Annotated in this window: 10 protein-coding genes; all 10 read left to right on the top strand. The window is 64.7% G+C overall.

Annotated elements, in window-relative coordinates:
• Positions 1-53: 53 nt before the first annotated feature.
• The 10 genes from tssJ to ODQ19_RS03425 are packed head-to-tail and all read left to right on the top strand — an operon-like array spanning position 54 to position 14,647.
• A complete protein-coding gene (tssJ, locus tag ODQ19_RS03470) occupies positions 54-563 on the top strand; it encodes a type VI secretion system lipoprotein TssJ (protein ID WP_116668529.1) in 510 nt (169 codons plus the stop codon).
• Between the two features lie 18 nt (positions 564-581).
• Complete coding sequence (gene tssK, locus ODQ19_RS03465) at positions 582-1,916, top strand: type VI secretion system baseplate subunit TssK (RefSeq protein WP_330209339.1); 1,335 nt, start codon at positions 582-584, stop codon at positions 1,914-1,916.
• A 6-nt stretch (positions 1,917-1,922) separates the two neighbouring features.
• Positions 1,923-3,212: a DotU family type VI secretion system protein gene (locus tag ODQ19_RS03460; protein ID WP_330209338.1), complete on the top strand. Its 1,290-nt coding sequence runs from the start codon at positions 1,923-1,925 to the stop codon at positions 3,210-3,212.
• Positions 3,209-6,709 (top strand): type VI secretion system membrane subunit TssM, encoded by a 3,501-nt coding sequence (tssM, locus tag ODQ19_RS03455; protein ID WP_034129106.1) that lies wholly within the window; start codon positions 3,209-3,211, stop codon positions 6,707-6,709. Before ODQ19_RS03460 ends, tssM begins: the two co-directional genes overlap by 4 nt.
• On the top strand, positions 6,706-7,359 hold the full coding sequence (gene tagF, locus ODQ19_RS03450; protein WP_330209337.1) for a type VI secretion system-associated protein TagF: 654 nt from the start codon (positions 6,706-6,708) through the stop codon (positions 7,357-7,359). The genes tssM and tagF overlap by 4 nt, the downstream gene beginning before the upstream one ends.
• Positions 7,360-8,079, top strand: a complete 720-nt coding sequence (locus ODQ19_RS03445; RefSeq protein WP_003195541.1) for a PP2C family protein-serine/threonine phosphatase — start codon at positions 7,360-7,362, stop codon at positions 8,077-8,079.
• Positions 8,076-11,054, top strand: a complete 2,979-nt coding sequence (locus ODQ19_RS03440; protein ID WP_330209336.1) for a serine/threonine-protein kinase — start codon at positions 8,076-8,078, stop codon at positions 11,052-11,054. Before ODQ19_RS03445 ends, ODQ19_RS03440 begins: the two co-directional genes overlap by 4 nt.
• Complete coding sequence (locus ODQ19_RS03435; RefSeq protein WP_330209335.1) at positions 11,054-11,758, top strand: ABC transporter ATP-binding protein; 705 nt, start codon at positions 11,054-11,056, stop codon at positions 11,756-11,758. Before ODQ19_RS03440 ends, ODQ19_RS03435 begins: the two co-directional genes overlap by 1 nt.
• The gene (locus ODQ19_RS03430; RefSeq protein ID WP_330209334.1) at positions 11,758-12,942 is read left to right on the top strand and encodes an FtsX-like permease family protein; all 1,185 of its coding nucleotides are present in this window, start codon (positions 11,758-11,760) and stop codon (positions 12,940-12,942) included. The genes ODQ19_RS03435 and ODQ19_RS03430 overlap by 1 nt, the downstream gene beginning before the upstream one ends.
• Positions 12,935-14,647: a formylglycine-generating enzyme family protein gene (locus ODQ19_RS03425; RefSeq protein ID WP_330209333.1), complete on the top strand. Its 1,713-nt coding sequence runs from the start codon at positions 12,935-12,937 to the stop codon at positions 14,645-14,647. The genes ODQ19_RS03430 and ODQ19_RS03425 overlap by 8 nt, the downstream gene beginning before the upstream one ends.
• Positions 14,648-14,709: the final 62 nt, after the last annotated feature.

The following is a 14,709-nucleotide window of genomic DNA, read 5'->3' as shown; positions in this document are numbered from 1 at the left end:
GCCTCGCACTAATGGATAAAACGGATAGCTAAATACGTCATTGAGGACGCAGGATGATTCCCAGGTTTTTACTCGCAGCCGCCACCGCGCTGCTGCTGACGGCGTGTGCCAACGACACTGCCAAACCCCAGGCGGCTGCCGAGGCCGAAGCTGACACGGCCGCCGTTGAGCTGCATTTTCACGCGATTGCCGGGCTTAATCCCGGTGCCAACGGCCAGGCAGCGCCGGTGCGGGTGCGCATTTTCGAATTGAAAAACGCCGCGACCTTTTCACGCTCCGATTACTTCGCCCTGGCTGACCGTGCGCAATCGACCCTCGGCCTCGACCTGCTGGACCAGGACGAAGTGGTGGTGCAGCCCGGCCAACAACTGAGCCTGCAGCGCGATCTCGACCCGTCCACGCGCCAGATCGGCTTGCTGGTGGGCTACCGCGAGTTGGACCGTGCGCAATGGCGCACGGTCATCAACGTGCCCCCGCGCCAATACAGCGAATACCAGATCAGCCTCGACGTGCATGCTGTGCGCGCCGACGTCGTGGCTTCCCCATCCAGCCCAGCCCAATAACAAGCAATCGGAGCCCCCATGTCCTGGAACAATCGCGTGGTCTGGTCGGAAGGCATGTTCATCGGAACGCAGCACTTCCAGCAGCATGACCGTTACCTGGAAAACCTGATCGATGCCCGCAGCCGTCCGTTGTCGGCGGGAGCCTGGGGGTTCTCCGAGCTGCTGATCGACCAGGGCCTGCTGGCCCAGGGCAAACTGGCGATCGTGTCGGCCCGCGGCCTGTTGCCCGATGGCACGCCGTTCAATATTCCCCAGGACGACCTGGCGCCGAGTCCGTTGAACATCGACGACAACCTGCGCGACGGCCTGGTGTACCTGGCCCTGCCGCTCAAGCGCGCCGGCGCCCGTGACACGGTGGACGAGGGTGAAGCCCTGGAAGCGGCGCGCTACGTGAGCCAGGTGCGGGAAGTGCGCGACGACAACGCCCCGTTCGAAAACCGTGCACCGGTGGCGGTGGGGTCGCGGGCATTGCGCCTGCTTACGGCGCAGGACGGCATCAGCGACTACGCCGCCATCGGCCTGGTACGCATCAAGGAAAAGCGCGCCGACCGCGCGTTGGTGCTCGACGAGACCTACATCCCGCCAGTGCTGGACGTGGCCGCGAGCAAGCCGCTGACGGCCTTTCGCAGCGAACTGCTGGGCCTGTTGCACCAGCGTGGCGAAGCCCTGGGCGGTCGCGTGGTGGCCTCGGGTGCCGGTGGTGCCTCCGAGATCGCCGACTTCATGCTGCTGCAACTGGTCAACCGCGCCCAGCCACTGATCCAGCACTTCAGCCAGTTGAGCCCGTTGCACCCGGAGCGCTTTTTCAGCGAACTGGTCAGCCTGGCCGGTGAGTTTTCCACCTTCTCAACCTCCAGCCGTCGCCCCCAGGAATACCCGCAGTACCAGCACGACGACCTGGCCCTGAGCTTCATGCCGGTGATGGCGGCCCTGCGTGAAGCGCTGTCGATGCTGATCGACAGCAAAGCCACGCCCATTCCGATTGTGGAGAAAGCCTACGGCATCCATGTGGCGATGCTGGCCGACAAGACCCTGCTCGACAACGCCAGTTTCATCCTCGTAGTACGCGCCGACGTGCCCGGCGAAACCCTGCGTGCGCGTTTCGGCCAGCAGAGCAAGGTCGGCTCGGTGGAACACATCCGCGACATGGTCAACCTGCAACTGCCGGGCATCGGCCTGCTGCCGTTGCCGGTGGCGCCACGCCAGTTGCCCTACCACGCAGGCAGCACCTACTACGAGCTGGACCGTGGCAGCGAGCACTGGCAGCAGCTGAATAATTCCGGCGGTTTCGCCTTCCATATCGCCGGGCAGTTCCCGGGCTTGAACCTAGCCTTCTGGGCGATCCGAGGATAATTGGCGATGCATCCCAATGATGATGACCGCACCCAGTTCATGCCGCGCCCGGGTGGCCGAGAGCCTGCACCCGCGCGTGCCGAACCTGCGCCGCTGTCGATGCCGGCTGCGCCGATCCTCACCGGCAAGAGCCAGGGCCTCAACCCGCTGGAAAGCGCCGCCGGCCCGTTGCTGGCGTTGTTGACGCGGCTGCGCAACACCATCGCCCATCCCGCGCCGGCCAGCCTGCGTGCGCAGTTGCTGGCGTACCTGCGCCAGTTCGAAGAACGCGCCGAAGCCGCCGGTGTGGCACGCAATGAAGTGCTGTTGGCCCGTTACGCGCTGTGCACCGCCTTGGATGAAGCGGTGCTGAGCACGCCGTGGGGCAGCACCAGTGACTGGGGTAAGCAGAGCCTGCTGATCACCGTGCACAACGAAGCCTGGGGTGGCGAAAAGGTTTTCCAGTTGCTTGACCACTGTCTGCAAAGCCCACGGGAACGCCTGTACCTGCTGGAGCTGTTGTACCTGTGCATGTGCCTGGGTTTTGAAGGGCGTTACCGCGTGATGACCGACGGGCGCAGCCAGTTGGAAGCCTTGCGCGAACGCACCGCCGCAGCGATACGCAGCGCCCGTGGCGAGCACGAGCGTGAGCTGTCGCCGCACTGGCGCGGTGTGACCGTGGCCCGTGATCGCCTGGCGCAATTCATGCCGCCATGGATTGCCGTGGCGATTGGCTTGGCGCTGCTGTTGGCGTTGCTGTTCGGCCTGCGCATGAAGCTGGCCTCGGACGCCGAACCGGTGTTCAAGAATATTCATGCCTTGGGCGAGATCCCGGTGCAGGCCATCGACCGTCCGGTGGCGCAGCCCAAAGTGATTGAGCGCCCGCGCCTGGCCGGGTTCCTGGCCGACGACATCAAGGCCGGCCGCGTGGCGGTGGAAGACAAGGTTGACCGCTCTGTTGTGACCATTCGTGGCGATGAGCTGTTCGCCTCGGCCAGCTCCAGCATCGTCGATGACTACCAGCCGCTGATGCTGCGCATCGCTGACGCCATCCGCAAGGTCAAGGGCCAGGTGCGTGTCACCGGGCACAGCGACAACCGCCCGATTGCCACGTTGCGCTTCCCGTCCAACTGGGCGTTGTCCGAAGCCCGGGCCAAGTCGGTGCTGGAGATTCTCGCGGCCAAGACTGGCCAGGCTCAGCGCTTCAGTGCCGAAGGCCGCAGCGACACCGAGCCGTTGGCCAGCAACAGTACTGCCGAAGGCCGTGCCCGCAATCGTCGGGTTGAAATCACCGTATTGGCGGAGGGCGTCGAGTGAAGGCGTTTTTCAGTTTCATGATTCGCTGGGTGATCCCCGTGCTGGGCCTGATTGCCCTGAGCTTGATCATCTGGTTTGTTGGCCCACTGCTGGACGTGCTGGTGCCCGAAGGGCGCCGTTGGGCGCTGATCGTGCTGGTATTTGCGCTGTGGGTGGCCTACCGCGTGTTCCGCATCATCCAGGCCCGTCGCCAGGCCGCCGAAGTGATGCGCAGCCTGGCCGCAGAAACCCCGGTCGACCCCAACAGCGTCGCGACCGCCGAAGAGCTGTCCACGTTGCGCCAGCGCATGGACGAAGCCCTGGCACTGCTGAAAAAAGCCAAGCTGGGCGGCGATGAGCGCCGCAACCTCTACGAGTTGCCGTGGTACGTGATCATCGGCCCGCCGGGCTCGGGCAAGACGACCGCGCTGGTCAATTCCGGGCTGCATTTCCCGCTGGCGGCGCAATTGGGCGCCGGTGCGGTGCGGGGCGTGGGTGGTACGCGTAACTGCGACTGGTGGTTTACCGACCAGGCCGTATTGCTCGACACCGCTGGCCGCTATACCACCCAGGACAGCAACTCCACGGTGGACAAAGCCGCCTGGCTGGGCTTTCTCGACTTGCTGAAAAAGCAGCGTTCGCGCCGGCCTATTGACGGGGCGTTTATCGCCATCAGCCTCTCGGATCTGCTGCTGGGCACCGATGCCGAGCGCGCCGCCCATGCCGCCGCGATTCGCCTGCGCATCCAGGAGCTGTATACGCAGCTGGGCGTGCGTTTCCCCATCTACCTGATGCTCACCAAGCTCGACCTGGTGCCGGGCTTCATGGAGTTCTTCGACAACCTGAGCAAGGAAGAGCGCGCCCAGGTGTGGGGCATGACCTTTGCCCTGGACGACGGTAAAAACAGCGACAGCCCGCTGGCGCACCTGCAAAGCGAATTCGCGGGCCTGGAGCAGCGTCTTAACGAACGCCTGGTCGAGCGTCTGCAACAGGAGCGTGACCCGGCACGACGCGACCTGATCTACGGCTTCCCGCAGCAGTTCGGCGCGTTGAAAGATTGCCTGCAAAGCTTCCTCGAAGGCGTGTTCAAACCCAATGCCTTTGAAGAGCGCGTGTTGCTGCGTGGCGTGTACTTCACCAGCGGCACCCAGGAAGGCAGCCCGATTGACCGCCTGATCGGTGCCATGGCCCAGAGCATGAACCTGGACCGCCAGCACCTGGCGCGCCAGAGCGGCACCGGGCGCAGTTACTTCATCGAGAAACTCTTCACCGCCGTGGCCTTTGCCGAGCGCGGCCTGGTGGGGGTGAACCCGAAAGTAGAGCGGCGCCGCAAGTGGATCGCCCGTGGCGTACTGGCGGCCACCGTCGCGCTGGTGGTGGTGGTCAGCAGCCTGTGGTGGGTGAGCTATCGCGCCAACCAGGCGTATATCGCCCAGGTCGATCAGAAGGTCGCGCCCCTGGGCCAGACCGTACAGAACCTGAGCCCGGCACAACGGGAAGTGCTCGCCGTGCTGCCGTTGCTCAACGCGGTGAAGAACCTGGCGGGGGATTCGCCGAGCTGGTCTGAAGGGCTGGGGCTGTATCAGGGCGATATGCTCGAAGCCGAGTCCGCCAGCGTGTACCGCAAACTGTTGATCGCCGTGTTCGCGCCACGCCTGGTGACGCGTATCGAAGAGCAACTGCACGGCGGCGGCAACTCGGACTTTCTCTACGAGGGCCTCAAGGCTTACCTGATGCTCGCCGACACCGAGCATTACGACCCGGACTTCATCAAGGCCTGGATCGCCCTGGACTGGGACCGCAACCTGCCCCGCGACCTGCCGGCCGACCAGCGTCAGGCCCTGGCCGGGCACTTGCAGGCGCTGTTCGAACGCCACCCGCCGAGCGCACGCCTGGACCCACGGCTGATCGACGATTTGCGTCGGCAGTTGCAGCAATTGCCGGTAGCCCAGCGCGTGTACGACCGCGTCAAGCGCCAGAAACTGCCCGAAGGTATCCCGGACTTTCGTCTCAACGAGGCCGCCGGTCGCGATGCCGCACTGGTGTTCAGCCGCAAGAGCGGTAAGCCGTTGGGTGAGCCGTTGAGTGGTTTCTTTACCGCCAAGGGCTATCGCCAGGCGTTCTTGCTCAGCAGCCTGAACCAGACCGGCACCCTGGCCGAAGAGCAATGGGTGCTGGGCCATGAACAGGCCGACCAGCAGAACGTGGTGAGCCTGGCCGCCGACGTGCGCCGCTTGTACTTCCAGGATTACCAGCGCCAGTGGGACGCGTTGCTCGCCGACATCGACTTTGTGCCGATCACCAGCGTGGCCCAGGCCGCCGATGTGCTGCGGGTGATTTCCGGCCCCACCTCGCCGCTGAAAAAGCTGTTGGTGGCGGTCGCCAGGGAAACCGACCTGCAAGCCGAAGAACGCCAATTGGCCGCCAAAGGCGTGCCAGTGGAAGGCGGCGTGGACAAGCTCAAGGAGCGCCTCGGCAGCTTGCTGGGCGAGGCGCAACCGACGGCGAATGCCCCGGCACCGGCGGATGATCCGGTGACCGCGCACTTTGCCGAACTCAACAGCATCGTCAGCAAAAACGAAGGCGAACCGGCGGCCATCGACGGCCTGCTGTCGGACATGAATGCACTGTATGTGCAGGTCAGCGCCATGGTCGGTGCCAGCGGCGATGCCTTGCTCGGCGAGGCCAAGAACCAGGCGGCGGCTGCAGCCACGCGGGTCAGCCTGAACGCCGAGCGCCAGCCACCCCTGGTGCAGGGCATGGTCAAGTCGGTGGTCAATTCCACCACCAACAGCATGATGGGCGGGGTGCGTAACCAGCTTAACGCGGCCTGGGTCAGTGAAGTGGTCAACGTGTATCGCCAGTCGTTGGCCGGGCGCTACCCGATGTCGCCGGGCAGTGCGCGGGACGCCACCCTGGATGACTTCGGCCAGTTCTTCGGCGTGGGCGGGGTGATGGACAACTACTTCCGCAAATACCTGCAGCCCTATGTGGACACGTCGGCACAGACCTGGCGCTGGCAACCGGGTGCGGCACAGAAGCTGGGGATTGCCCCGGGCGTGCTGCAAACCTTCCAGCGTGCGGCGACGATTCGGGACGCGTTCTTCCGCTCCGGTGGCACCCAGCCCATCGTGCGTTTCGAGCTCAAGCCGGTGTCGATGGACCCCACCATCACCCAGTTCCTGCTTGACCTGGACGGCCAGCAATTGAGCTACGACCACGGCCCGAGCCGCCCGGTAGCGATGCAATGGCCGAACCCCGGCAGCATCGGCGTGGTGCGTATTTCCATCATGCCGCCGTCGGCCAGTGGTCGCTCCGGTATCACGCTGGACGGCCCGTGGGCCTGGTTCCGTCTGCTGGAGCAATCAGACCTCACCGCAGGCAACTCGCCGGACCGTTTCAACCTGCGCCTGCGGGTCGATGGCGCGAGCATCGCCTACGAGTTGCGCGCCAACAGTGCGTTCAACCCGTTCAAGAGCCGCGTGCTCAGTGGCTTCAGCCTGCCGGAGCGGCTATGACGGCTCTGGGTTTTTACGGCAAGTTGGCCAGCCGCGGCGACTTTGTCAGCCGCGCCTTGCCCCAGAGCTTTATCGGCCCGTGGGACAGCTGGCTGGCGGCGGGTTTGCTTGCCAGCCAGAACAGCCTCGGCGCCGACTGGCTGAATGCGTACCTGGTCAGCCCGTTGTGGCGCTTTGTGCTGGCGCCGGGCGTGTGCGGGCCGGATGCGGCGGCGGGCGTGGTGATGCCGAGCATTGACCGGGTCGGGCGGTACTTTCCGCTGGCGGTGGTGACCTTGCTGGATCACGACACCAACCCGGCGTCGCTGGTGGGCGGTTCGGACGTCTGGTTCGAGCAGGCTGAAACCTTGTTGCTCAGCACCCTCGACAGCGGCGCGACCTTCGAAAGCTTCAACGCCGGGCTCGACGAGTTGGGCGTGCCGGCCAGCGAGCCGCGGGCGGTGGACAGCCGTTTCGCCGGCCTGCAAAGGGTAGCAGCCACCGTGCCGCACCAGCGTATGACCGCGCTGGCCGAACAGGCGTGCGAGGGCGCAAGCCTGTGGTGGGGGCGAGGTTCGCAGCGTATCTCCCCCGGTTTATTACGGTGCCAGGGCCTACCTGCCGCCAGCGATTTTGCGCAGTTTTTGCTCGGACAAGAAGGTGTGGTGTAGATGGGCGTGACGTACGAATCCGCGAGCAAAAGCCATGTGGGCATGGTTCGCCAAGTCAACGAAGATGCCTTTCTGGATCTGCCGGAGAACCGCCTGTGGGTGGTGGCCGATGGCATGGGCGGGCACGCGGCAGGGGACTATGTCAGCAGCTTGATCGTCGACAGCCTGCGCCATGTACCACTGGGCCGCTCTCTGGACGAATACTCGGCGGCGCTGCGTAATGACCTGCTGCGCATCAACGCGGCCGTGCGCGAAGAAACCGCCAACCGTGGCGTGACCATGATGGGCAGCACCGTGGTGGTGTTCGCCGCGCGCGGCTTGCGCGGGGTGTGCCTGTGGGCCGGCGACAGCCGCCTGTACCGCTTGCGCGACGGCGTGCTGGAAAGCATTTCCCGCGACCACAGCTACGTGCAAGACCTGCAAGACAGCGGCCTGCTCAGCGAAGCCGACGCCCGCACACATCCGCGCTCCAATATCGTCACCCGCGCCATTGGCGTGGAGGCCCAGTTGGATGTCGCCTCAGTGGACCTGTTGATCGCTCCCGGCGACAGCTATTTGCTGTGCAGCGATGGCCTCAACAAAACCGTCGAAGACCACGAAATTCGCGAGGTGCTCAGCCATGACGCGCCGGATGAAATCGTGCGCAGCCTGGTGCACCTGGGCCTCAATCGCGGCGCACCGGACAACATCACCACCCTCGTCGTGAAGGTCTCGTCATGAACATCGTCATCCCGGGTTATGACATTGAAGGCGAGATTGGCGAAGGTGCCATGGCCAACGTGTACCTGGCGACCCAGCGTTCGCTGGAGCGCAAAGTGGCGCTGAAGGTGATGGCGGCAGCGCTGGCGGCCGACCCGAGTTTCTGCGAACGCTTCCTGCGCGAGGGCAAGACCCTGGCGCGCTTGTCGCACCCGCACACGGTGACCATCCATGACATCGGCAACGTCGGTGAGCTGTATTACATGGCCATGGAATACCTGCCCAACGGCACGCTCAAGGAGCGCATTGCTGCTGGGCTGACCCCGGAGCAGGGCGTGACGCTGATCCGCCAGATTGCCTCGGCCCTGGGCTATGCCCATGCCCAAGGGCTGGTGCACCGCGACGTCAAGCCGGCGAACATTCTGTTTCGGGCCGATGGCACGGCAGTACTGTCCGACTTTGGTATCGCCAAGTCGCTGGACGACCGCACCCAATTCACCCAGGCCGGGTTTGCCGTGGGTACACCCAGCTACATGAGCCCCGAGCAGGCGCGGGGCCAGGAGATCGATGGCCGCGCCGATCTCTACGCACTCGGTGTGGTGCTGTATGAAATCCTCGTCGGCAAGCTGCCTTACAGCGGCACCGATGCGCTTTCCACTGCGCTGGCGCACCTGACTGAGCCGTTGCCGGAATTGCCTGTGCATCACGGGCGTTACCAGGGTGTGCTGCGCAAGTTGTTGGCCAAGGACCCGGCGCAGCGTTATCCGGATGCGGCAGCGTTGTTGTTGGCGCTGGATCAACTGCCGGCGGATGAATCGGACGCCACGCTGGTACGGCCGCTGCCGATTCCATTGAGCTTTGATCTGGCGGGCATGACTCCTGTCACCATCGACATTCCGACTGATAAACCGCAACCGCAGCCAATAGTGCGCCAACCGGTGGTCACGCCGACGCAGCACAATGCCCCGTCCGAGCAGCGCCGTGGTCCGGTATTGGCCTTGGCCGCCGTGGCGGTCGCCGTCGCGTTGGCCATTGGTGGCGCCAGCTACTGGTGGTTGAGCGGCGGCGATGAACCGGCCAAGCCGCCAGCCGCCGTGGTGCCAAAGGTGACGCCGCCCGTGGCTGTCGCTGAAGTGGATGGTGGTCAACGCCCGTTGCTGATGGCAGGCAAGAAAACCTTGTTCCAGCGTGTACTCAGCAAACCCGGCGCCCAGCTTTCAGCGGACGCAGGGAGCACGCCGGGTAAAACGCTGCCGGCGTTTTCCGTGCTCTACGTGTACCAGCGCAAGGAGGTCGATGGCAGCCCGTGGGTGCGCGTCGGCGCTGCCACTGATGGTCGCAGCGACGGTTGGCTGCCAGCCTCCCAGGTCAGCGACTGGAAACAAAGCCTGGTGCTCAAGTTCACCGAGCGCTCAGGCCGGGCCCCCGTGATGTTCCTGCGCCAGCCCGGTGAGGTGGAAAAACTGCTGGCCGACCCTGCCGCCGCGAGAAGCGTGTTGGCCAAGGCGCAGAGCAACCGTGAAGACAACCAGCAAGTCCTGGCCCTGGAACCCACCGCCAGCGCGGTGCCGCAAAACCAGTTCTACCTGTTGCCGATTTTCGACTCCAAAGAAAGCTTCGACGACAACGGCCAGCCGGTGCAGTTGCTCAACGTGGCCTCCATCGACCCAGGCAGCCGCGCCGCTGCCAAACCCGCTAGCCCGACGCTCAGCGCCAATGCCGACGCCTTCCGTACGGCCGTGGTGCTGGTGGTGGACACCACCGTGTCGATGCAGCCCTATATCGACCAGATTCGCGACGTGGTGCATGAGCTGCAAACCCGCATTGCCGAGCGTGGCGAGTTGGACAGCGTCAGTTTCGGCATGGTCGGCTTTCGCAGCAGTATCCAGAAAACCCCGGGCCTTGAGTATGTCGCCAAGACCCTGATCAGCCTCGACCAAGGCCGCGACCCGCAGCGCTTTCTGGATATGGCGCGCCAGGTCAAAGCGTCGACGGTGTCCAGCCACTCGTTCAACGAAGATGCGTTTGCCGGGGTGATGCAGGCAGTGGACGGCATGGATTGGTCCGGCTACGGCGGGCGCATCATCCTGCTGGTCTCCGATGCCGGCGCGCTGCGCAAGAACGACCCGTTCGCCGCCACCCAGATGAACGAAGCCGAAGTGCGCCAGGCGGCGCTGGGCAAGCAGATCAAGATCTACGCGCTGCACCTGCGCACCGACGCCGGCAAGAAAACCCATGCCGGCGCCGAGAGCCAGTATCGCGTCCTCACCGCCGACGCCAACCCGCAGATCGGCGACCTGTACACGCCGGTGCCAGGGGGCGATGTGCGCAAGCTGGGTGAGCGCGTCGATGAGATCGGCACGGTGTTCGCCAACCTGGTGCATCAGGTGCGCAGCAACACGCCGCAGCCCGTGCCGTTGCTCAGTGCCGCGCCGAGCCTGGCGGACAAGTCCGCCGCCGTCGGCTATGCCATGCACATGGACTTCCTCGGGCGCAAAACTGCGAGCCAGGCACCGCAATTAGTCAGCGCCTGGACGGCGGACCGCGACCTGACCAACCCGGCGCTGCCAGCGTTCCAGGTGTGCGTGATGCTGACCAAGCTGCAACTCAACGACCTGCAACAATCGCTGAAGTTGATCGTGGATGCGGCGCGCAAAACCCAAAGCTCGCCCAAGGACTTCTTCCAGGAAATCGCCAGCGCCTCGGCCTATATGAGCCGCGACCCGCAGGCCCTGCGCAAGGGCGGCAACCTGGCTGACGGCGGCCTGCTCGGTGAATACCTCGAAGGCCTGCCGTACCGCAGCAAGTCGCTGAACATGACCCAGGACCTGTGGTTGTCATTGAGCGTGGCCGAGCAGGAAGACTTTATCGACGAGCTGGATTCGAAAATCCGCCTGTATGAAACCTTCCATAACGACGTGGCCAACTGGGTCCGTTTCGGCGATGCCGAACCGGGCGATGCGTTGTACCGCGTGCCACTGTCGACGCTGCCGTAATGCTGAGCCTGAGCGCGGTGCACAAGAGCCGGGGCGTCGGTAGCCAGCGCTACAGCCTGGTGATCCCGGCGTTGCATCTGGGCGCGGGTGAACAACTGGCAATTGTCGGCCCCAGCGGTTGCGGCAAGAGCACCTTGCTCGACGTGCTGGCGCTGGTGTTGGCGCCGGATCAGGTGGGGCAGTTTGCATTCAACCAACACGATATCGGCGCGCTGTGGCGTGCAGATCGACAATCGGCGCTGGCCGCGTTGCGCAGCCAGCACTTGGGCTATGTGCCGCAGACCGGGGGGTTGCTGGGGTTTCTGGATGTGCGCGGCAATATCGCGCTGTCGCGCCAACTGCTGGGCTTGCAGGACGACGGCCGCGTGGCGCGCCTGGCTGAGCAGTTGCAGATCAGCGATCAGTTGACCAAGCGCCCGGCGGCGCTGTCGGTGGGCCAACGCCAGCGGGTCAGCTGCGCGCGGGCTCTGGCTCATGGACCGCAACTGGTGCTGGCCGATGAGCCGACGGCGTCCCTGGACCCACTCAACGCCGAGCGCGTGATGCAGGCGCTGCTGGCCCAGGCCCGCGAACACCGTACGGCCTGTGTGATCGCCACCCATGACGAACCGCTGGCCCGCGCCAGTGGCTTGCAGGTGCGGCGTATCAGTTGCCAGCGCGATCCAGACGGCGGCGTCACCGCAACCCTCGGGGAGGCGTGCTGATGCGCATCGGCCTGGTTGCCTCGCTTGCGTGGCAGGACTACCGCAACGATGGTTGGCTGTCGGCCTGTTCGGTGCTGGCATTGGTGGCGGTTATTGCGCCATTGCTGGTGTTATTCGGGCTGAAATTTGGACTGGTTAGCAGTTTGACCGAACGCTTGGAGACCGACCCCGCCAGCCGTGAAATCATCCCGTTGGGCGGTGGTCGATTCAGCTCGGCGTTTATCGCGCAACTGGGTGAGCGCAGCGATGTGGCGTTTGCGTTGCCGCGCACACGGCAGATTGCGGCCACGGCGCAGGTGGGCACCTTGACCCTGGAAATGCTGCCGACTGCCGCAGGCGACCCGCTGTTGGAAGGCTTGCCGATGCCCCACGGCCTGGACCAGATCGTACTCAGCCATACCGCCGCCGAAAAGCTCGCGGCAAGGCCCGGTGACTGGCTGGAAACCAGTTTTGCGCGGCAAGTGGCGGGGCGCGTCGAGGCCCAGCGCACGCGGTTGCAGGTGCTGGCGGTGTTGCCGCTGGAGGCCTTCGCTCGCGAGGGTCTGTTTGCCGATCTGGCGTTGCTGGAGGCGGCAGAAGATTACCGCGACGGCCGTGCGGTGCCGGCGTTGGGTTGGGCCGGTGAAGCGGCGAGCGTGAGTGAACAGCGTATCTACCCGGCGTTTCGCCTGTATGCGCGCAGCCTCAGTGATGTGGAACCGTTGCGGGTGTATTTCGCCGGGCAGAACCTGTTGGTTTCAACCCAGGCGCACACCATCGCTCAAGTGCAATCGTTGAGCCGCAACCTGTCGATTGTGTTCTGGATCATCGCCGGGCTGGCGTTGGCCGGGGCGTTTGCGGCGATCTTCGCGGGCACCCTGGCGGCGGTGGCGCGCAAGCATCGGGAGCTTTCGGTGTTGCGCCTGCTGGGATTTTCCACCGCCGCGTTGTTGCTGTTTGTGCTGCTACAAGCGCTATACAGCGCGGGTTTTGCCGCTGTGCTCAGCGTTGGGCTGTATGCCCTGGCCGAGGCCGCGTTGAACAAGCTTTTTGTGCAGGTGCCGGGCGAGTACGCCAGCCACCTGTTGGCGCGCCATTACGGCCTGGCCCTGGTGGCGGTGCTCGGCGTCAGTGCCGTGGCGGCCGCCTGTGGCGGTTGGCGGGTGGCACGTATCCAGGCTTCTGAAGGAATCAGAGATGTATAAATTACTGGGCGCCTGCGTGGCGCTGAGCCTGGCCTCGCTGGCCTGGGCCGATGAGGCAAGTGACAAGCTCGACAACCCCAAGCCGTTGCCGGACGACGTGAGCCTGCCGCTACCCTGCGAAGGCAACATGGTGTTCCGCTACGCCTACATACTGGCCCAGGGCACCCTGGATGACCGTGAAATCAACCTGGGCTACCCCTTTGCCGAAGGCGAGGCGGGTTATCAGCAGTCGTTTATTTCCGGCTACCGCCGCGACTTCATCAACGGCCAGTTCACCCTCAAGGACTTGCCCAAGGACTGGAGCAAAGTCATCGCGCCGCAGATGCCGAAGACCGACGCCAAGACCCCGCTCAAGCCCATGCTGTACTTCATTGGCAAATACGAAGTGACTGCTCGCCAATACGCCCAGGTGATGGCCCAGGCGCAGTCCCTGGCCAGCGGAGAACCGGCGCCGGCGTGTGACGCGCCCACCGGCATGGCCGGGCGTTTGCCCAAGGTGAAACTGTCGCGCTTTGAAGCCGAGCGTTTCTCGGCGGTGTACAGCGCCTGGCTGATGAAATACCACCGCGAACTGTTGCCGGTGAGCGGGCGCGGTGCGTCGGCCGAAGACGGTGGCCTGGGCTTTGTGCGCCTGCCCACCGAAGTGGAGTGGGAGTACGCCGCACGCGGCGGCCAGGCGGTGAGCCGCCAGGACCTGGAAGGCCGCCTGTATCCACGGCGCGCCGAGGGCAGTGAAAGCGATGGCCCGCTGGCCGATTACGCGGTGTTCAATCAAGTGGCCGGCGGCACCGGCCAGGCGGCGCGGTTGATGCCCATCGGCACCAAATTGCCTAACCCCATCGGCATGTTCGACGTGATCGGCAACGCCGCGGAAATGGTCCAGGAATCCTTCCAACTGGTACACGCCGGCCGCCGCCAGGGCACCTACGGCGGCTTTGTGGTCAAGGGCGGCAACTACCTGGAAGGCGAGGGCACGCTGTTCACCGGCATGCGCCGCGAATACCCGCTGTTTGCCGCTGATGGCACCGAGCAAAGCAACGAGACCACCGGTTTTCGCGTGGCGATTGGCGCGTTGTCGGCGCCGCGCTCACGCTACAAGGAACTGTTCGCCCAGTGGCAGAAGGAAGGCCGCCTGGCCGCGCTGACCGATGCCATCGACGACGCCCAGGACCCGACCAAGCGCCTGGACAGCATCATCGCCGCCAGTGTCGATCCCAAGCTACAAGCCGAGCTGGGCCTGGTCAACGAAGAGCTCAAGCGCAACGTGTCGCTGATCGCCCAGCAACGCGAAGAAGCGGCGGGCAATTTGATCCAGTCGGCGGCGTTGGTGGCCGAGACCATCAGCAACTACAACATCCGCCTGGCCAACCTGCGCAAGAGTCGCCAGCAGGCGGTGGACAGCAAGGACGAGGCCAGCACGCAGCTGTTCGACATGGCCATCACCAATGGACGCAGCGCGTTGGACGGCGCGGTGGCGATTTACATCGACAACCTGGCCACCGGCACGCGCTACACCGATGCGGTGATCCAGGCGCAGTTTCAACGGATCAAGGAAGAGTTGGATCGCAAGCCAGTGCTCGGCAAGAGCCTGGTGACGCGCGCGACACTGTTCGTTCGCCATGTCGGCAACTACCGCAAGCAACAGCGGGCCGACCCGGCAACGATCTTGAAGGAATTGCTCGCAGCGAGCGGTCAGCGGTCTTGATCGTTGGCTGTCTAGCGAGCTTGGAAGGGACTCAGGCGGCGGTGGGCCGTGCTGGGCAAGTC

Origin of the sequence: Pseudomonas sp. AM4(2022) (assembly GCF_036346515.1) — a bacterium.
GTDB lineage: Bacteria > Pseudomonadota > Gammaproteobacteria > Pseudomonadales > Pseudomonadaceae > Aquipseudomonas > Aquipseudomonas paracarnis.
This window is presented reverse-complemented; position numbering and strand designations above follow the sequence as displayed.